The 18,027-nt window shown below is 57.0% G+C and carries 17 protein-coding genes and 1 riboswitch; all 17 genes read right to left on the reverse strand.

The genetic code is table 11. The features are described 5' to 3' along the window. Positions 1-3 precede the first annotated feature (3 nt). The 17 genes from ACL02P_RS11105 to ACL02P_RS11185 all read right to left on the reverse strand — a co-directional run bounded on the left by ACL02P_RS11105 (position 4) and on the right by ACL02P_RS11185 (position 18,011). Positions 4-213, reverse strand: coding sequence for a hypothetical protein (locus ACL02P_RS11105; protein ID WP_157273486.1), 210 nt, complete (start codon positions 211-213; stop codon positions 4-6). A gap of 174 nt (positions 214-387) precedes the next feature. Next, complete coding sequence (cobS, locus tag ACL02P_RS11110; RefSeq protein ID WP_412837247.1) at positions 388-1,248, reverse strand: adenosylcobinamide-GDP ribazoletransferase; 861 nt, start codon at positions 1,246-1,248, stop codon at positions 388-390. Next, positions 1,245-1,835: a bifunctional adenosylcobinamide kinase/adenosylcobinamide-phosphate guanylyltransferase gene (cobU, locus tag ACL02P_RS11115; protein WP_412837248.1), complete on the reverse strand. Its 591-nt coding sequence runs from the start codon at positions 1,833-1,835 to the stop codon at positions 1,245-1,247. Before cobU ends, cobS begins: the two co-directional genes overlap by 4 nt. Continuing rightward, the gene (gene cobT / locus ACL02P_RS11120; protein ID WP_009226059.1) at positions 1,835-2,914 is read right to left on the reverse strand and encodes a nicotinate-nucleotide--dimethylbenzimidazole phosphoribosyltransferase; all 1,080 of its coding nucleotides are present in this window, start codon (positions 2,912-2,914) and stop codon (positions 1,835-1,837) included. Before cobT ends, cobU begins: the two co-directional genes overlap by 1 nt. Before the next feature lie 38 nt (positions 2,915-2,952). Beyond that, positions 2,953-3,744 carry an ABC transporter ATP-binding protein gene (locus ACL02P_RS11125; RefSeq protein WP_036645964.1) on the reverse strand — a complete coding sequence of 264 codons (792 nt, stop codon included), beginning with the start codon at positions 3,742-3,744 and terminating at the stop codon, positions 2,953-2,955. Beyond that, positions 3,741-4,790: a FecCD family ABC transporter permease gene (locus tag ACL02P_RS11130; RefSeq protein WP_028538549.1), complete on the reverse strand. Its 1,050-nt coding sequence runs from the start codon at positions 4,788-4,790 to the stop codon at positions 3,741-3,743. Before ACL02P_RS11130 ends, ACL02P_RS11125 begins: the two co-directional genes overlap by 4 nt. Continuing rightward, on the reverse strand, positions 4,787-5,797 hold the full coding sequence (locus tag ACL02P_RS11135) for an ABC transporter substrate-binding protein (protein ID WP_412837249.1): 1,011 nt from the start codon (positions 5,795-5,797) through the stop codon (positions 4,787-4,789). The genes ACL02P_RS11130 and ACL02P_RS11135 overlap by 4 nt, the downstream gene beginning before the upstream one ends. Positions 5,798-6,042: 245 nt before the next feature. Continuing rightward, positions 6,043-6,227: riboswitch (cobalamin riboswitch) on the reverse strand. Positions 6,228-6,334: 107 nt separating this feature from the next. After that, complete coding sequence (locus ACL02P_RS11140; RefSeq protein WP_412837250.1) at positions 6,335-7,915, reverse strand: methyl-accepting chemotaxis protein; 1,581 nt, start codon at positions 7,913-7,915, stop codon at positions 6,335-6,337. A gap of 258 nt (positions 7,916-8,173) precedes the next feature. Continuing rightward, on the reverse strand, positions 8,174-9,385 hold the full coding sequence (locus ACL02P_RS11145) for a response regulator (RefSeq protein ID WP_009226054.1): 1,212 nt from the start codon (positions 9,383-9,385) through the stop codon (positions 8,174-8,176). Beyond that, positions 9,382-11,154, reverse strand: coding sequence for a sensor histidine kinase (locus tag ACL02P_RS11150; RefSeq protein WP_412837251.1), 1,773 nt, complete (start codon positions 11,152-11,154; stop codon positions 9,382-9,384). Before ACL02P_RS11150 ends, ACL02P_RS11145 begins: the two co-directional genes overlap by 4 nt. Positions 11,155-11,231: 77 nt before the next feature. Beyond that, positions 11,232-12,056: a carbohydrate ABC transporter permease gene (locus tag ACL02P_RS11155; RefSeq protein ID WP_009226052.1), complete on the reverse strand. Its 825-nt coding sequence runs from the start codon at positions 12,054-12,056 to the stop codon at positions 11,232-11,234. 17 nt (positions 12,057-12,073) lie between these two features. Beyond that, on the reverse strand, positions 12,074-12,964 hold the full coding sequence (locus ACL02P_RS11160) for a carbohydrate ABC transporter permease (protein WP_016313056.1): 891 nt from the start codon (positions 12,962-12,964) through the stop codon (positions 12,074-12,076). A gap of 127 nt (positions 12,965-13,091) precedes the next feature. After that, positions 13,092-14,444 carry an extracellular solute-binding protein gene (locus ACL02P_RS11165; RefSeq protein WP_260069843.1) on the reverse strand — a complete coding sequence of 451 codons (1,353 nt, stop codon included), beginning with the start codon at positions 14,442-14,444 and terminating at the stop codon, positions 13,092-13,094. A gap of 230 nt (positions 14,445-14,674) precedes the next feature. Beyond that, positions 14,675-15,580, reverse strand: coding sequence for an MsnO8 family LLM class oxidoreductase (locus ACL02P_RS11170; protein ID WP_157273485.1), 906 nt, complete (start codon positions 15,578-15,580; stop codon positions 14,675-14,677). After that, a complete protein-coding gene (locus ACL02P_RS11175) occupies positions 15,577-16,263 on the reverse strand; it encodes a histidine phosphatase family protein (protein ID WP_009226048.1) in 687 nt (228 codons plus the stop codon). The genes ACL02P_RS11170 and ACL02P_RS11175 overlap by 4 nt, the downstream gene beginning before the upstream one ends. A 36-nt stretch (positions 16,264-16,299) precedes the next feature. Further along, positions 16,300-17,268: an adenosylcobinamide-phosphate synthase CbiB gene (cbiB, locus tag ACL02P_RS11180; protein WP_323079038.1), complete on the reverse strand. Its 969-nt coding sequence runs from the start codon at positions 17,266-17,268 to the stop codon at positions 16,300-16,302. Further along, positions 17,268-18,011, reverse strand: a complete 744-nt coding sequence (locus ACL02P_RS11185) for an adenosylcobinamide amidohydrolase (protein WP_339301750.1) — start codon at positions 18,009-18,011, stop codon at positions 17,268-17,270. The genes cbiB and ACL02P_RS11185 overlap by 1 nt, the downstream gene beginning before the upstream one ends. Positions 18,012-18,027: the final 16 nt, after the last annotated feature.

Genomic DNA, 18,027 nt, shown 5'->3' on the forward strand with positions numbered 1-18,027 from the left:
TTCTTATGATTTTCGCCCATCGCGTTCCCCTCCTTTCCAAACCGTGCAGCAGTGTAGTATCTTGCCAGGGCCTTTTACACCATTATCCCCTTCGATCAGGTGGTGGTGATGACGCTCGACCTTTCCACCATTATCCCTCTCGATCAGGTGGTGGTGATGACGCTCGACCTTTCCACCATTATCCCTTTCATTCAGCATACGGTGATAATGCACGATTTTGATTCTCCGCTACTTAACAGTCGACCTGTTTCTCTTAGGATTCTCGATTAATCTGTCCAGCTCTAACCTTCTTCTTTTCTCCTTGGTTCTGATTCAAGGGGATAATGATGCAAAAGCGCTCGCCGTAGAAGGTCCCCTCCCCCAAGAGCACCTCCGCTCCGCGAGTTATCAATGGGCAAAAATCAGCACTGCAAGCAGCAACAGGACAGCTTCCAACCCTTCGCCCAGCGCCCCGTAGGTATCGCCGGTCAAACCGCCGAGCTTGGCATTGATTCGTCGAGCGGCCCAAGTTCCCGCCGCCCAGGCGATAAAGGGAGACAGGCCGATAAACAGCAGCGATCGCAGCAAAGCCGATTCGTCCATTCCTCCCAGCAACACGAGCAAAGTGAGCAGCAACACTACAACGGATATCGTCACCGCCATGATGGTGCTCCCCCAGGCATCCCGTTCGCTGAAGCCGTGGAATTGCGCAGCCAATCCCTCACCTTGCCGGGCCTTGGGCCAGCGGTGCATCGCCCGGGTCATAAACCACCGGCTCCACAGAGGTGCCAGCCATATCGCCAGTCCTGACGTCAGCAGGCCCCCTTGGAAGAGCGAGGTCAGCAGCGAGGCTTTGAGCATCAGCAATAGGACGCAGGCCAGCACGCCCATGGCGCCTACCCGGCTGTCTTTCATGATCTCAAGCATCTTGTCGCGTGACCGGTAGCTCAGCAGTCCGTCGGCCGTATCCATCCAACCGTCCAAATGCAAACCTCCAGTTAATCCAACCCAAATCAATAAGGAAAGGATGGCTGCCGGGTACGAAGGAAGCAGCCAGTCGGCAAGCAAGCCGCCTGCCCAGACGACAGCGCCGATTGCTGCTCCGACAAGCGGATAATAGGGGATACTGCGCCGCAGCAAGTCCGTTGTAAAATCCAGTTCAGCCCGTACCGGAAAGCGTGACAGAAACTGGAAGGCCGCCAAGATCGGCTGCAGAGCTCCATGCTTACCCGCCCCGGAGGGCGCTTTGTGCTCTGGTCCGTTCGTCATAAGCGATACTCCCTGCTTTTCAACTCGATGGGGATGCCGGCGGTAACCAGAAACACCTGATTCGAGATAGACGCCATCGTTCGGTTCAGCAGCCCGGCCCAATCCCGATATTGCCGGCCAAGCGGATACTCCGGCACGATCCCGCTGCCAACCTCATTTGTAACCATCACCAAAGTGCCGGGAAAAGCCTCGGCCGCAGCGGTCAACCGTTCAATTTCCCGCGTCAAAACGGCGTCCACACCATCGGCCTGTTCCGATGCGCTCAGCAGCACGTTCGACAACCATAACGTCAGGCAGTCGACCAGCACAACAGGACCCGCGGCTTCGGCGGCCGCGCCCTCCTTTGCAACGGGCCGCTTACCTAACTCCTGCAGCAGTTCTGCTAGTTCAAGCGGCGCTTCATGCGTCGTCCAGGTGAACCCGCTTTGCTCCCGCTGGAGCTGGTGCAACCTGATACGGGCCTTCATCTCATCGTCAAACGCTTGCGCCGTTGCAACGTAATCAGCGGATGTTGCCTGTTTCATGACCCAACGTTCAGCGAATGTGCTTTTGCCGCTGCGGGCTCCGCCGGTCACCAGGATCTTCATCACTCGGTCCCCCCACCATTTCCTTCACCGGACGCGACGCCCGCGCTTTCGAACGTCGCCATTTCAGCAACGATCCGGCAAGCCGCATCTACAAGATGGAGCGCCAGCACGCCGCCTGTGCCTTCCCCAAGCCGCATATCCAGCTCCAGCATCGGGTTAAGGCCAAGCTCCTGCAGGAGCGCACGGTGTCCTTGCTCGTGGGAGACGTGCGAAGCAATAATATAGTCGGCAACATTCGGCTGTATACGTACCGCCAGCAGCGCGGACACAGTTGAAATAAAGCCGTCGATCACGACCGGGCAGCGATGAGCTGCGGCTCCCAGAATGACGCCAGTCATTCCGGCAATCTCCAGCCCGCCGACTTTAGCTAGCACGTCCAGCGGATCGTTGGCATTCGGGCGATTGACCTCCAGCGCCCGCTCCACGACGGAAATTTTGTGCCGAAGCCGTTCATCGTTGACCCCGGTTCCACGCCCAACGCTCTGCTGCGGTGCGATCCCCGTCAGACTGCTCATGATCGCAGCGCTGGCTGTGGTGTTTCCGATACCCATCTCCCCGGTGACGAACAGTCGAACGCCTTGGGACACCGCATCAGCCACCACCTCGGCCCCAACTCGAATGGCGGCTTCGGCTTCCTCCCGGCTCATCGCCGGTCCCTTGGCCATATTTCCTGTCCCGTAACGCAACTTACGTTGCAGCAGCCCCGGATGTGACATCTCTGCATTCACCCCGATATCCACGCAAACGACGTCAGCCGAAGCCTGGCGTGCCAGCACATTCACCGCTGCGCCGCCGGCCAAAAAGTTATGCACCATCTGCGGCGTCACTTCTGCCGGAAACGCGCTGACCCCTTCCTCACAAACGCCATGGTCCGCCGCCATTACGATTACCGACCGTTTTGGAAACTCCGGACGAATGATTCCCGTGATGCCTGCCAGCTTCACTGCCAATCCTTCCAACTTCCCGAGACTTCCCGGCGGCTTCGTCAACTGGTCCAAATGGACCTGCGCCGCTTTCATCGCTGCTTCGTCCAAAGGAGTAATTGCTTGCGCAAGCTGTTCGACTGAATTGTATGCCATAACCATATTCCCCTTTTCTGTATTACTGACTCGTACCCTTAACCTAAACTTGCCCGGCGCAGCAATAGCTGCGGAACGTCCGAATCCGGATGAACCACTTGGTGGGCCTGAACTCCAAATACGGTTTCAACCAGCTCCGGTGACAAAATGCCGTCCGGCGCGCCTTGCGCCACAATTTGCCCGCCGCTCATCACCAAGAGATGGCTGCAAAACAAGGCAGCCAAATTCAAATCATGCATCACTGAAACGACGGTAAGTCCGGCATCGCGCTGCCATTCGGCCACCAGCTCCATAAATTGCATCTGGTAACGCAAATCCAAATAGGTTGTTGGTTCATCGAGCAGCACCAGCTCGGGCTGCTGAGCCATCACCTTCCCAAGTGCTACCCGCTGGCGTTGCCCCCCGCTAAGCGCACTCAGCGGACGATGCTCCAGCTCCTTCAGGTCGAGACGTTCCATAATTCCATCAATGAGGCGTTCGCCTGCCTTCGCCCCGCCGATCTCCTTGCCGCGCCAATCCTGATGGGCGAACCGCCCCATTTCCACCACTTCACGCACCGTAAAAGCCACAGCCGGAAGCCCGTCCTGCTGAAGGACGGCGACCTTGCGCGACAGCTCCTTGCGCGAATACGACGAAAGCGGTCGTCCGCTCAACGCAATCTCGCCGGCATCCGGCTTCTCCACGCCGGAGATCAAGTTGAGCAAGGTTGTTTTGCCGCTGCCGTTGGGTCCAATCAAGCCCCAAAACTCACCGGAGCCAACCTGCCAGTCCACACCGTGAAGCACCTCCAGCCGGCCAAACGCCTTGGCAACCCCAGACACCTTGATCAACGCAGCTCCTCCTCCCTCTGTTTCTTCTTCCGATACAACAGATACCCAAAGAAAGGCGCCCCCACAAAGGCGGTGACGATGCCCAGCGGGACCTCCGTTGGAGCCAGCAGCGAGCGAGCCGCCAAGTCGCTCCACATCATAAATATCCCGCCGCCCAGCGCCGACAAAGGAATGATCAGCCGATAATCCGGGCCGGTGATCAGACGGATCATATGCGGAACGACCAGGCCTACGAATCCGATTACCCCTGACACGGATACCGCAGCCGCCGTCATCAGTGTAGCAACGAGCAACACAGCTAGTTTGGTTCGTTCTACGGCCATCCCGGAATGGGAGGCTTGACGTTCACCTAAAGTCAGCAGGTTCAAATGTTTAGCCCGGCTCCAAAGGAATAAGGCTCCCAGCAGCAAATACGGCAAAAGGATGGCCGTATACGACCATCCGCGCAAGCTTAAACTGCCCATCGTCCAATAGTAAATTTCATTAATGGTTTTCTTCGACATTGCCGTTAAAAAGGAGACAACAGCCCCTAGGAACGATTGCATCACGACGCCGGACAAAACCAGACTTTCAATCGGCAGCCGTCCGTTCTCTCTAGCCAGCCAGATCACGATCCATAACGTAACCGCCCCCGCCAGGAACGCAACCATCGGAAGCGTAAAGATCCCAAACAGGGAAAACTGCCATCCGAAAAAGATCAGCACCGCCGCACCGATTGCCGAACCTGACGATACGCCCAGTGTAAACGGATCCGCCAGCGGGTTGCGCAGCACCCCTTGGAAGCCGGCGCCCGCTACGGCGAGCGAAGCGCCGACCAGCATCCCAAGCAGCACGCGAGGCAACCGGACCTGGACGACGATTTGCTCGGCTGCCGTCGTCCAATCCGGCGTGATCAGGCGGTCTAACCCCGGGAGCCTGTGCAGCAAGATCGCCGCGATTTCTCCAGCAGGCACATAAACGGAGCCGATGCCGATGCAGAGCAGCAGCGTCACAACCAGGAGCAAGAGCCCGATGACTCCGTATCCGGCGAATTTGCCGCGCTTCATGGCTGGATCAAATCCGGGTGAACCGCCTTGGCCACTTCAATCAGCCCTTGCGTGACGCGAGGGCCCGTACGGCTCAGCAGGTTATCGTCCAGAGCGATAATGCGGTTCTCCTTCACGGCCGTAATTTGGTCCCAGCCTGAACGGCCTTTGATGATGTCCGCTAACGTCTTGTTATTTTCGTCAACAACGCTTTTCGCGTATAAAATGACGTCCGGGTTCGCTTGGATAATTTGTTCCTCATTGATCTCGGACCATCCCTTGACATCGGAAGCAACGTTGATGCCGCCAGCTAACGTGATCATCTCATCCATGAATTCGCCTTTGCCAACCGTCCATCCCGGAGAAAACTCGATGTAGACCTTCTTCTTCTGGTCTTCACTTAGCGAAGCTACCGCATCGGTTACCGTTTGGACCTCTTCCTTCATCTTGCCGACCACTTCAGCAGCTTCAGCCTGATGGTTGGTAATTTCGCCGATCGTCCGAATATGCTCCATTACTTCGTTGATCGTCTTCGGATTGGACTGGAACACTTTATATCCCATATCCGTCAAGTTTTTGACCGTTGCTTCATCGATCAGGCTCGCCGCAAGAATTAGGTCCGGCTGCGCCGCCACGATTGCCTCGACATTCACCTGGAACCCGCCCATCCGCGGTTTGTCCTTCACCGCTTCAGGATAATCATCCAGGTCGGATACGCCAGCGACTTGCTCGTCCAGTCCCAGTGCAAACAGCGTTTCCGTCTCCGAAGGCGCCAGCGAGACGATACGTTCCGGCGCGGCTTCAAACGTAAACTCTTTACCGGTAGAATCAGTGACGGTATAAGGGTAAGTCGTCTCTTGTGCCGCCGAATTGTCCGCCGCCGCGTTCGTTCCAGCGTTTTGCGTCGGTTGTGCAGCGTCCACTGTGTTCCCTGTCCCCGGGGTGACGGCGTTATTGTTACCGCAGGCCGCAAGCACCAGCAGCAACGCCAGCAGCCACAGGCTTCCTAGTCTTCTCCAGTTTTTCATCTCCAGATCTCCCCTTGCTTTATTTTTCAGTAAATAAAGAAACGCCTTGTGTTCCAGCGGTACGTTGTGCAGCCGGCGGCGAAGAAGTCCGGCTAACCCTCTACCGGCACAAAGAAAAAACCCCAATCCTAGCGGATGGGGTTACGTCTACAAAGTCATGCTGTGCGCACGCAAAGCGGAGAGACTCCACGATGGCAGCGCCAAGCCATGATGCTCTTGGCAGAACGTTATCCTTTCCTCGAAGGACCGTCTTGAATTCCCGTGGCAGGTCTCCTGACTTCCAGGTCTCGACGAAAACTCGCCTTCCCATCTCCCTTCGCGGGCGACAGTGGCATCATGAGCTCGTCCCTGTTTACAGTGGCGGGACCGTGCCGGATTTGCACCGGCTTCCCTTTTAACCCGAAGCGGTACGGCATGCTTCACCGTTGCTCCAGGACCTACGGGCACAAATTGTACGCTTGTCTTAAGGCTTTCTTCTCTATTGGATTATAGGGGAAAAGCGGAGGACTGACAATAACTAATCCGTTATTCCTTTGTTTAGCCCCGTTCTAAAGACAAATCGGCTCCCAGGACACCAATGACTTCACCTTCCCGGACAATCGGCACGGCCAGCGTCATGCAACGCCGCTTGGTGATCGCGGAGATATACACTTCGGAGACGACCGTCTCTCCGGCAATCGCCTGGCGGAACCAGTCCCGTCCTTTGGCGTTAAGCAAGCCGGCTTCCGGAATGGATACGATAAAAGAGCCGTCCTTGCGGTTCGACCAGGCCGCTTCTAGACCAGGCTCTGCGGCTAACAGCTGCTCCAGTGCAGCCCGGTGACTAGCCGGCTCCAGCATGCGGAAACACGGCTGTTCGGCTGCCTCCAGCAGCTTCCGGGCATAGGCTTGACCAAGGGCCACCGCGTCTTCGCCACCGGCAGCCGGATCCGCCCCGGAATGGACGGAGTTCAATGATACCATCAGTTCGCCCTGGGCCCGATCCAAGCCCACGACCACCGTCTGCAGCTTGGAAATATGCTCTCGCTCCGATTCCATCCGAGCCAGCGCTCCCTCCACATGGGTGATGCTCCGATTGAGAGCCTCATGCACCTCGCTTAGCATCGCCTCCATATTCCGCGTCAGCTCGGCTTGTTCCCGGCTTCGCTGTCCCGCCTCGGCAACCAGCCCGTTCACTTCTGCCACTTCATCCGCAATGAACCGGATGTCCTCCCCCATTCGCTTCATCAGCGAAATTCCTTCCAGGGCCGAGTCACGTCCCTCTATCAGCGTGGACTTCACACGCTCGACATCCGCCGAGATTTGCTGGAACAACGGGGCGGAGGAGTTGATCGCCCTGGTGCTTTGATCCGCCAACTGGCGCATGCGCACGGCGACGACATCGAAACCTTTCCCCTGCTCGCCCAAACGAGCCGCCTCGATCGACGCATTCAGCGCCAGCAACGCGACCTCTGCCGCGATCTCCTCCAAGCTCCGATACAATGCGCCCAGCTTCCGGGTGTTCCCCTCCAGATCCTCCATCGGCCCCACGATCGACTCTTGGGATTGCGCCAAAGAACGAATGGTGCCGTCTACGGTTTCGAGCGCTCCCGCCATACGCATGGCCTCGGCTCGAGTGTTTTCGCTGCGGGTAAGCAAATGCCCCGCTGCGTCATGGATTTGGGAGGCCGAGGCCGCCACCTCTTCCATTGCCGCCAGGCTCTCCTGCACCTGTTCCAGCGAACGTTCGCTGCTTTGCTTGAGCTTCAGATCCTCGGCCGCTGCAGTATCGGCTAATCGTTGCAGCTGCTCGAGGCTCTCGCTCACTTCGCCAACCGCCGCCTGCAGTCGATCCGCCGCCACTAGCGACTCATTGAATACTGCCGTCCAATCGGTTTCCTCCCGCTGGGATTCACCTGTCCCCGAAGGAGAACGCTTGCCCGCCAGCGCCCCGCCTCCCAGTGCTGCCCGCAGGCCGGTTCCAAAGAACAACGAAGACCCCAAGCTGAGCAAAGTAAATAGCACAAGGCAGGGGATATACCATGGCGTCTTTGCCCATAACGCACAAACAGCCAGGACCGCCGTGAAGCCGACACTAAGCCAAGCAGCGATTCTTCCCAACCTTTCGTTCCGATTCATACTCCCACCCCTGATATGTAAATTTTGCTAACATTATAGAATAGGACTAAAGGTATAGAAAGGAAAAATTTAGGCATTCCGAAGTTGGGTGCAAATAATCGACGGAATTCTGTAAATAAGAAAGAGGAATGTAACACAACACGTCACATTCCTCTTTGAACAACCCATACCATCCTATATCTTGGGTGCAATCTTGCGGCATCCTCTCTCGTCTATTCGTTCATTCTCCCATTGTACACCAGAACAGAACGCTCTTCCCTACTTACTCCGCTTGCCGCTGCTGGCCAGCAAGATGTTAATATTCTGCTGCTGCCGGTATTCATTCGGCGTGACTTGATACTTCTTGCGGAACATCTGCGCGAAATGGCGGATGTCCTGATACCCGAGGTATTCCGCAATCTCCGCGATCTTCAGCTTCGGGTTCAGCAGCAGCTGCTTCGCTTGCTCCAGACGGAGCGAGGTTACGTATTCCTTGTAGCCGAGTCCCACCTTCTGCTTAAACAGCTGGCTGAAATACGCCGGGTTCAGGAAGACGACGGAAGCGACCTTTTCCAAAGAAAGCTCCTCATTGTAGTGCTCCTTGATATATTGGAGGGCAACTTCGATCGCTTTCTCCCCGCTGCCCTTCGGCGGATCCAGCAAGGCAACCGGCGAATCGGAAGCCTGTTTCATGCGCATGACCACCTGCGGCACCGACTTGAAATCGTTGTTTAAGCCTGAATGCACGATTTGAAAAGGCACCTTCAAATAGTGCTTCAAATGCGCCTTCACTTCCTCCTGAAACCGTTCGATTCGCTCCGGCTCCCGCGGCGTGATCAGTCCCAGCAGGCTTTGGCGGTCATAGCTGACAACAAACCCCCGGCCATGGCGCTCGATCAGCTCGGACAACACGTTTTCAACGATAAAATGCTCCAGCCGCACGCTTTTGTCCCCGGCATCCATCTGAACCATCATCAAATAAAAGCTTTGATAGTCCTCCATAAACGGCGTCAAATCCAGGTTCCCGATATCCAGCCCCGACGCCAATCGCTGAAATACGCCCTCGCGCAAATATTTCAGATTAGCTTTTAACAGCTCCTCTTCCTTCGTCAGCTCGCTTTCTTCACGGACCTCCGTGGCCAGGGTACTGATAATTTCCTGCAGGCGCGTCTTCCCGATCGGCTTCAGCAGATAATCGCGAGCTCCCAGCCGCACCGCCTCCTGGGCGTAGGCGAATTCGCTGTGCGCGGAGATGACCACCCACTTCACCCGGGGAAATCTGCGTTTGAAAATACGCATGAATTCCAGGCCGTTCATTCCCGGCATCAAAATATCGGTCAGCACGATGTCGAATCGCTTCTCACCCATCAGCTTCGCCGCTTCCTCAGCCCCTTCGGCCAGTTCCACCCCGTACTCCGGATAAATCCGCTTAATCGTTCGCTTAATGCCCTCGCGAATCGCCCGTTCGTCATCGGCAATCAAAATATTCATGTGGCAACGTCCCCCTCCATCGGAAGCGGCAGCACGACGGCCACCTTGGTTCCTTGATCAGGAATGCTTTCGATCTCCAGACCATAACGTTCGCCGAACATATGTTGAAGGCGGCGGTGCAGATTTTGCAGCCCAATGCCGCTGCTGCCCGTGCCGGATACCTTCGGGATCGGGCAGTTGATCGACTGCTTCAACCAAGCTAGCCGCTCGGCCGTCATCCCGTTGCCGTTATCCTCCACCACGATTTTCAGCACATCTCCAACCTCTTGGGTATATAACTTAAGCACACCTTGGCGTTTGAGCGATTCCAGCCCATATTTCACCGCGTTTTCGATAATCGGCTGAACGGTCATTTTCGGCAGACGAATGTCCAGCCACCGTTCATCGATCGATTTCTCCACCCGAAGCCGGCCCTCCAGCCGAATCAAGATAATCGTCAAATAATGGTTGATCTGCTCCAGCTCTTCGCGCAGCGTAACCTTCGCTCCGTCCTTCCACTCGCTGCTGTAGCGGAACATCGATGACAGCGATAAGACGAGCTCGCCTAACCGGTCGTTCTCCTTCTCATCCAGCATCCAATAAATCATATCCAGCGTGTTATACAAAAAATGCGGATTCACCTGCGACTGCAGCGCATGCAGCTCGGCGTTCTTCTCACTGACCGAGGAGATCTTCACCCGCTCAATCAGCTCCTCAATCCGGCTGACCATCCGGTTAAACGAGGCGACCAGAATATTAATCTCCTGGTAGGAGGAGACGTTCACCATCCCGCGGAAGTTCCCTATTTCCACCTGTCGCATCTCGCGGATCAGCTTCTTCAGCGGATTGGCAATTGTCCGCGACACAATGCTGGCGACGACGGCGGAGACGATGATCAGGATCGAAATGACGATCAGCAAATACCGCTTCGTTTCCAATAACTCTACATTCAAATCCTGCCGGGGAGTCACGCTGACCACCGACCAGTCGGAAAAAGGCAGACGGGACGCCACCGTGATCCCCGAACCCTCCTGCTCTACAACCAAGTTGCGGGCTGCATCCAGCTTCGGGAGGTCGTCCAGCATCGGTGCCGGTTCGGTCAACGAGGAGACAACTTGGCCTTGCTGATTGACGAGATAGACCTCGCTATGCTCGCCCAGCTTGAGATTATCCAAAGCATCCAGCACCGGCCCCGGGTTCACCTCGTAAAGCACGACGCCAATCGGTTTGTGCTCGTTCAAATCAAAAATTTGCCGGCCAAAGGCAAACACCGGGCTGTCCTCGGCTAAATCGATCAGCGAGTGGGAATAGACGCCTAACCATACCAATTTCCCGGACGAATCGCGGAGCTGGCGATACCAGTCTTCCTGGGGATAGGACGGATCCAGCACATTCATCGAGTTGCCGTAATTGTAGATCTTCCCCCGGTTGGTGATAACGTGAATGCCCACCAAATCATCACGCGAGTAAAAGATCGCCCCGATAATGTTCGTAATCGATTGTTCGTTAATATAGGCAACCGCCGGCTCGTCGGTTTTTTCGTTCAGCAGGCGGATCATTTCAAAATTGTTGGTGATCGACTTCGACAAGCTGTCGTACCCTTCATAAAGCAGGCTAAACAGCCCGACGGTTTGAGCTACGTTTTTCTGCGATAGGTCACTAATTTTCTCGTGATATTGCTCAGTCGTCCGGCTGTAGTAGAGCACGCTGACGATCAGCAAAATGCCCGACATACAAAAAAGAAACAGCAAAAACAACCGATGGTTTATGGAATGAAAGCTGTTTCGCAACTGTTTTCTCCCTCCCAACCCCGTGTCCTGCTGCTCCTTCATTATAAGATGGCGTCCTTATTTTGCAAGCGCAATCTTTACCCTTTTACTGCTCCGGCTACCATTCCTTTCGTAATTTGGTTCGACAGGAAGAAATAGATCAAAATGACCGGTAGCGCCCCCATCACAAGGAAAGCGCCGATGGCTCCGTAGTTTACAGAATATTGGCTGACGAATGTATATACCCCAAACGGCAGCGTCTTCAGTCTCTCCGACGAAATGAACGTGGCGGCCAAGATGTATTCGTTCCAAATCGTGATAAAGGTTAAAATACAAACCGTCATCATTGGCGGGACGGACACCGGCAAAATAATGCTGCGGAAAATCCGATAAATGCTCGCTCCGTCGATAAACGCCGATTCCTCGATTTCCGCCGGGATGCTCTTCATAAACCCGCTGAGGATAAAGACGGAGATCGGGGTGGAAAAAGCGATATACGGCAAAATCAGCGACAGATGCGTATTTAGAATATCGACATTTTTAAAAATCACCATCAACGGCAGCAGCGTAGCCTGCATCGGAATCATCATCCCCATCAAAAAGATGGTCATGACCATGTTCCCATACCGCCAGCGGAACCGCGAAATGGCATACGCCACCATCGAGCTGAGCAGGATGACGCAGATCATCGTGATGCCGGTAACGATCACGCTGTTCGATAAATATTTCAAATAGCTCCCGGACTCGTAAGCGTCTTTGTAGTTGTGCCACTGCAGTTCTTTCGGCAAGGCGAAGAAGCTTCCGCCCATGATCTCCTCATTCGTCTTCAAAGAATACAGCAGCAGCCACAACAGCGGGTACAGCTGGGTAACCACCGGAATCGCAAACAGCAGGTATACGATTCCTTTTTTGATTTTTCGCATGAACCTCGCCTCCTTTGCTAGCTGTATTTGCGCTCAAGCTTGTTGAAGATGGAGTTGATGATCGCCGTGCATGTGAGGCACAACAGAACCAGGAACGTGGCAATCGCGCTGCCGTACCCGTATTTCAAGGACAGGAACGAGCTGTTGTACATATGCGTGGAGATGACGTCGGTGGCATGCGCCGGTCCGCCTGCGGTCATCACCATGACGAGGTCGAACGCTTGCAACGAGCCGATAAACGCCAGGACGATCGATATTTTAAAGATCGGGACGATCAGCGGCATTGTGATGTAGCGGTCTGCTTTGAACCCTTCTGCCCCGTCGATTTTTGCAGCTTCATAAATCTCGTCCGGAATGTTCTGCACCCCGGTATATTGAATCAACAAATGATAGCCGAAATACTGCCACAGCGACACGAAATACAGACTGTACATCGCGATTTTCGGCTCGGTCAGCCAGTTATGCGTCCAGCTGTCCAGACCCAGGGCGATAAGCACGCCGTTCAGCATGCCGCCCATCGAGGTCGGGTTATAGATCGTTTTCCAGAGTTGTCCGATGATCACAACCGATAAAATGACCGGCGTAAAATAGATCGACGCCAGCGTGTTCCCCTTTTTCAAATAACGGCTAAGCAAAATCGCAAAAAACAAGCAAAGCGGAATCTCCAGCATGGAGGCTACCGCATAAAGCAGCGTTCTCCGGACCGACGGCCAGAAGACCGGATCGTTCCAGAACATATCTCGGAAATTGGACAGTCCCGTGAACTTCGGGGTGGTGATCCCGTCCCAGTTGAGCAGGCTGGTCCCAAACGATACGAGTATCGGAACAAACACCAAGCACACATACAACAACAGACAAGGCAATACGAAGACGGCTATTGTGCGTGCGGGCACCTTCAGTACTTTCATCTCTCCGCCCCCCAATAGAAATGCGATGCGAAGAAGCGCTCTAGCACGAATGCTTACAAGGGCTACTTCGCATCGATGGAAAGGTAACTTTTTTTAGAAGATCAGGTATGGTTATTGGCTAATGGAATTACTGCTTGTTGGCTTCATAGGCGGTTTGATGCTCTTTGGCCACTTGAGCGGAATCCACTTTCTGCACGAACAGGTTCTGGATGCTGCTGAGGTGGACTTGCGCCGTTGCCGGGTTCATCGTATTGTCGAACGCCAGGTCGCCGCCCTTCACTTTGTTGAACAATTCGGCGACTTCGATGGCCAAGTCGGAGTAACCGGCCGCTTTCAGGTCGCCGTCAACTTTTTGGCCAAGGCCGACAGCGTTTTTGTTCTCAAATTGCTTCTTCGGGAAGTTCAGCGTAAAGAAGTTCAGGAAGTCCTTCGTTTCTTGCAAGTGCTCGCTATTCGCCGATACCGCAAACGCGCTGCCCGGCGCCAGCATGAACTCGTTGGGATCCCCTTTGCCGCCCACCGTCGGGAACGGGAACGCACCAACTTTGCCTGCAACGGACGAAGCGTCGATGGCCCCGGTTTCCCAGGAACCGATCACCCACATGGCGGCTTGGCCGGATTTGAAGATGTTGCCGCCTGCCGTAGCGTCAATGGAGGTTGCGCCGTCCGGGAATGCACCGGCTTGCACCAGCTCTTGGAACTTGTCAACGGCTTCGATGAAGGCCGGATCTTCGAACGTTTTCTTGCCATCCATGACGTCTTGCAGGAAGCCTGGGCCGCCGTTGGTGCGAAGCAGGATGTTCATGAACAGGAACGAACCGGTCCAAGAATCTTTCTCCCCGATCGCCAGCGGCGTGATGCCTTTTTCTTTGAAAATTTTCACGTCAGCCAGGAATTCGTCGAACGTTTCCGGTACTTTCGTGATGCCGGCTTGCTCGAACAGTTCCTTGTTATAGTAAACGACCTCGATGTTGTTCCCGTCTGGCAGCGCATAAACGTTGCCGTCGAAGCTGTAATAATCAAGCAGACCCTCTTGGTACGTGTCTTTCAGCCCGTTTTGGTCCAGCATGTCGTTCAGCGGTGCCAGCAGGCCGGCGTCCACGAACGGTTTCATTTGCGCGGCCGGGTTCACGATCGTGATGTCCGGAACCTCTTTGGATGCCGCTTGCGTTTTGAGCTTGATCTTTTGCTGGTCGGTATTCAGCGTGTCGAGCTCGATGTGGATATTGGGATGTGCTGCTTCATACTCTTCCACCAGTGCATGGATCGTTTTATAGGACGGAGTAGCCGGGTCCGGATAGATGTTCTGGAACGTGATGGTGATCTTCTCTCCACTCCCGCTCTTCCCCCCGTTTCCGGCAGGCTCATTCGCCGCCGCATTATTCTTCGCACCGCCGCCTCCACATGCCGACAGGCTCAGCGCCAATACGGCGGTTAAAGCGATTGCGGAAGTTCTCTTCCATAGCTTCTGATTGACCATTGGATCATACCCCCTGTGTTTAGGATAAACCCATTATTATGCCTTTAAGCGCTTTCAACAAGGCGTGGACTTTGGATATCCGGTAGGTTTTTTTTAGGTGTGTAGATGTTCCCCTGTTTCCTTCCCCAGGAAAAAAAAAGCCCCCTAGCCTATATCTTGGTTGCCAAGGGGAACTTGTATATCGTTATGTTGGATCGGCTTGGAGTGGGTTGAGCGACCGCTTCTCGGGATTATATACCTAACTCAGCCAGTAGCCGATAGGAATGAAGCCGCTCCTCGTAATCGGGGATGGGGGATACGATCAGGAACTCGTCGTTCCTGCACTGGTTTTGCAGGTCCTGCAAATACTCGCGGGCTTGCAAGGCTGTCCCGGCAAACCATTGAAAAGGCGCCCCGCCGCGATCGCGGAACCCTTCCGTCGTCTTCGCCGCCAGTGTCTTTGCATGCGCTTCGGTCTCCGCGCAGATGAGACCCACCGCCAGGATCGTCGACGGCTTGGCCAGGTGAACGGAGGGGCGGAAGGCTTCACGGTACGACCGCAGGATCTCTGCTCCGTTACTGTCGCTCATAAACTGGCCAAAAACGTACCCCGTTCCGAGCTCGGCTGCGTACCCTGCGCTCTTGACATTGGTGCCCAGCATCCACAACTCCAGCGGAAGCCGCGGAATCGGCCGGGCGATCACCGGATGATCGTCGTAGCGGTAATTATCCGCTAGCAAGTCAGCCAGATCCTTGGCCAGCTGCGGATAGCGGCCGACCCGTTCCAGAAAATTGCCGCTTAAAGCCATCGTCACGTGCGCCTCACCGCCGGGAGCTCTCCCGATGCCGAGGTCGACACGCCCCGGATACAGGGCCGACAGCAGCCGGAAGCTTTCCGCAACCTTCAGCGGACTGTAATGCGGTAGCAATACAGCGCCAGACCCAAGACGAATCCGGCGGGTCGCCGCTCCAATGGCGGACAGCAGTACCTCAGGGGCCGCGCTGGCCAGTCCTTCCATCCCGTGATGCTCCGACGTCCAGTAGCGGTGATAGCCCAGCGCTTCCGCCTCCCGGGCCAAACGGATCGCCTGTTCGAGCGCCTCCTCCGCCGAATAGCCCGGAAGCCTTGGAACGAAATCCAGCAGACTTAGCTTCAACTTCCTTTCCCCCCTTCTGATTCTTCTTGCCCTTGAAAATACAAACGTTGAATCCCGCCCGGCCCAACATGGGTATCCCAGAACCCCAGGCCGGGCTGCAGCAGCGAACAAAGCAACGACATAACGCCGCCGTGGGTGACGATCAGCAGGCGCAAAGGTTCTTGCGCTGATGCTGAGGGTTGCGGCGCCAGCCCTAGCGAAAGAGGCTCCGCGGGTTGGTCGCTGGCCCGGCTTAGGGGGCCCGAGACCGTCCCCTTCACAGCTCCAGAACGCTCCAGCAGATCCCGGCATACCTCCGATACGCGCGATTGAAAAGCCTGCCACGATTCGCCGCCGGGCGGCGTTATCGCCTGCGGGTCATCGATCCAGGCTCGGTACCTCTCGTCATCCTTGAGCATCTCATAGGTTTGGCCTTCCCACTGGCCAAAGTTCATTTCCCGCAGCCGGGGGTCGATGTGCACCTTGTCCAGTAGATCGGGACGGGCCCAAGCCAACGTTTCCAAACAGCGCCGCAAATCGCTGGCATACACCGCTGCAAAGTTTACCCCTTCCAGTTCCCGGCGCAGTTCGGTTAAACCCGACGCTTCTCCCGGCAGCAACGGGGGATCGCTGTGGCCTTGATATCGGCGTTCCGTGTTCCATGCTGTAAGGCCGTGGCGAACCAGCCACCATTCCACATTCATCCTCTTTCCACCTCCCCTGCGTGCCCACGATTCCGACTATATCCAACCCCAATTCCCGGTGACCGCAATCCAGATCCCCGTTCCCAGGATCACCGTGGCATTGGCGGCCCAGAACATCAAGCGGGCCGTGCTGGCTACGTCCTCGGGCACCAGCTCGCGGGTTTTCTCCCCCATATAAGCGCGGAACGATACGACGCCGTGGTAGGAATTTTCTCCGCCGAGCCGCACGCCCAGCGCCCCGGCCACCGCGGCCTCCGGGTAGCCGCTGTTCGGGCTCGGATGCTTGGGGGCATCGCGGCGTACCGCTCGCCGCGCGCCGCGGGCATCCAGCCGCAAAGCCCAGGCCGCGGCGAACAGCAATAGCGCCGTCAGCCGGGCGGGGATGAAATTGGCGATGTCGTCCAGCCGGGCGGAGGCCCAGCCGAGATCGATGTATTTGTCGTTCTTGTAGCCGACCATCGAATCGAGGGTGTTGACCGCCCGGTACGCCATCGCCAGCGGGGCACCGCCCAGCAGCGCAAAAACGAGCGGCGACACCACCGCGTCGACGATGTTCTCGGCGACGGTCTCGACGGCGCCGCGCGTGATCTCCGGCGCATCCAGGTGCGCCGTGTCGCGTCCGACGATCATGCCAAGCGCACGGCGGGCGGCGGGCAGGTCACCGCGCAGCAGGTGGCCGGCCACGTCCATGCCCGCTTCCCGCAAGCCTTTGGCGGCGATCGTCGTCCAGATGAGGGCGGCCTCCACCGCGGCCGCCAGCCACGGGCTGACCTGGGCGAGCAGGCGCAGCAGCGCCCAGGTCAGGGCAAAGCTGCCGCCGGCTACGACCAGCGGCAGCAGCACCCCCGCCGCGCGGTAGCGGCGGGGCGGGACGAGGCGGCGGATGGCCGCCTCAAGCGCGGCGATCGCCTTGCCCATCCCCACCACCGGATGGGGGAGCCAGCGCGGATCGCCGAGCAGCCGGTCGAGCGCATACGCGACCGGCACCACCCACCACGCCGCCATCATCGGCGCGCCCCCGCGCCTGCGGCCGCAGCGCGCAGCGACTCGCCTACGGCGGCGTACACCAGGCGGCCCACCGTGCCGCCCAGGTCCGTCGCGGTGCCCGCGTAAGCGTGCAGCAGCGGCCAGTCGGCCCGCTGACTCACGCCAAGCGCGACCGCGTCGGTCGTGGTGCCGGTGGCCGCAAGCCCGTTCTCGGCGTCTTGCACGCCGAGATCGCCCAGCGCGGCCGTCTTGGCCTCCGTCGCCGTCATTACGGCGTTGACCATCGCCGCCGGCGTCAGCCGCCCATCCACGGCCAGCAGCACATTAATCGTTCCCGGCGTCCATGAGGCCGGGAACGTCGTCCGCCGAACGCCCGCCCGCGCGGCGTTCGACGCCCCCGCCGTCGCGCAGCAGAAGACGGCGAAATCCTCGCCGCGTTCCTCCGCCACCGCGGCGTAGCGCATCGGGACCGCCGTCAGCAGCCCCGCTGTCCCCTCGGCCGGGTATCCCCATTGCTCCAGCAACTCCGCAATGTCCCGCGCCGGATCGTCGCAGCGGTATTGGCGGTCTACGTAGATGTTGACCATCCGGCGCAGCCGGCCAGATCCACCGCCATAGACTGCGCTGCTCAGTCCGTCCATCTCCTCCGGCGCCTCCAGCAGCAAATGCCGCTCCCCATATTCCAGCTTTAAGCCGGGCCATACCTTGGATTCATACACTTCGCCCGGACGGGCCGCCATAAAAGGCATTCCCATCGTCATCCTTCCCTTCCTCCCA

The sequence above is a fragment of the Paenibacillus sp. MB22_1 genome (genome assembly GCF_047200555.1).
GTDB lineage: Bacteria > Bacillota > Bacilli > Paenibacillales > Paenibacillaceae > Fontibacillus > Fontibacillus phoenicis.

Bases quoted from the DNA above. Each gene is read 5' to 3' on its own strand.
- cobS (WP_412837247.1), bottom strand. From the start codon at position 1,248: ATGACGAACGGACCAGAGCACAAAGCGCCCTCCGGGGCGGGTAAGCAT.
- cobU (WP_412837248.1), bottom strand. From the start codon at position 1,835: ATGAAGATCCTGGTGACCGGCGGAGCCCGCAGCGGCAAAAGCACATTC.
- cobT (WP_009226059.1), bottom strand. From the start codon at position 2,914: ATGGCATACAATTCAGTCGAACAGCTTGCGCAAGCAATTACTCCTTTG.
- ACL02P_RS11130 (WP_028538549.1), bottom strand. From the start codon at position 4,790: ATGAAGCGCGGCAAATTCGCCGGATACGGAGTCATCGGGCTCTTGCTC.
- ACL02P_RS11135 (WP_412837249.1), bottom strand. From the start codon at position 5,797: ATGAAAAACTGGAGAAGACTAGGAAGCCTGTGGCTGCTGGCGTTGCTG.
- ACL02P_RS11140 (WP_412837250.1), bottom strand. From the start codon at position 7,915: ATGAATCGGAACGAAAGGTTGGGAAGAATCGCTGCTTGGCTTAGTGTC.
- ACL02P_RS11145 (WP_009226054.1), bottom strand. From the start codon at position 9,385: ATGAATATTTTGATTGCCGATGACGAACGGGCGATTCGCGAGGGCATT.
- ACL02P_RS11155 (WP_009226052.1), bottom strand. From the start codon at position 12,056: ATGCGAAAAATCAAAAAAGGAATCGTATACCTGCTGTTTGCGATTCCG.
- ACL02P_RS11160 (WP_016313056.1), bottom strand. From the start codon at position 12,964: ATGAAAGTACTGAAGGTGCCCGCACGCACAATAGCCGTCTTCGTATTG.
- ACL02P_RS11165 (WP_260069843.1), bottom strand. From the start codon at position 14,444: ATGGTCAATCAGAAGCTATGGAAGAGAACTTCCGCAATCGCTTTAACC.
- ACL02P_RS11175 (WP_009226048.1), bottom strand. From the start codon at position 16,263: ATGAATGTGGAATGGTGGCTGGTTCGCCACGGCCTTACAGCATGGAAC.
- cbiB (WP_323079038.1), bottom strand. From the start codon at position 17,268: ATGGCGGCGTGGTGGGTGGTGCCGGTCGCGTATGCGCTCGACCGGCTG.
- ACL02P_RS11185 (WP_339301750.1), bottom strand. From the start codon at position 18,011: ATGACGATGGGAATGCCTTTTATGGCGGCCCGTCCGGGCGAAGTGTAT.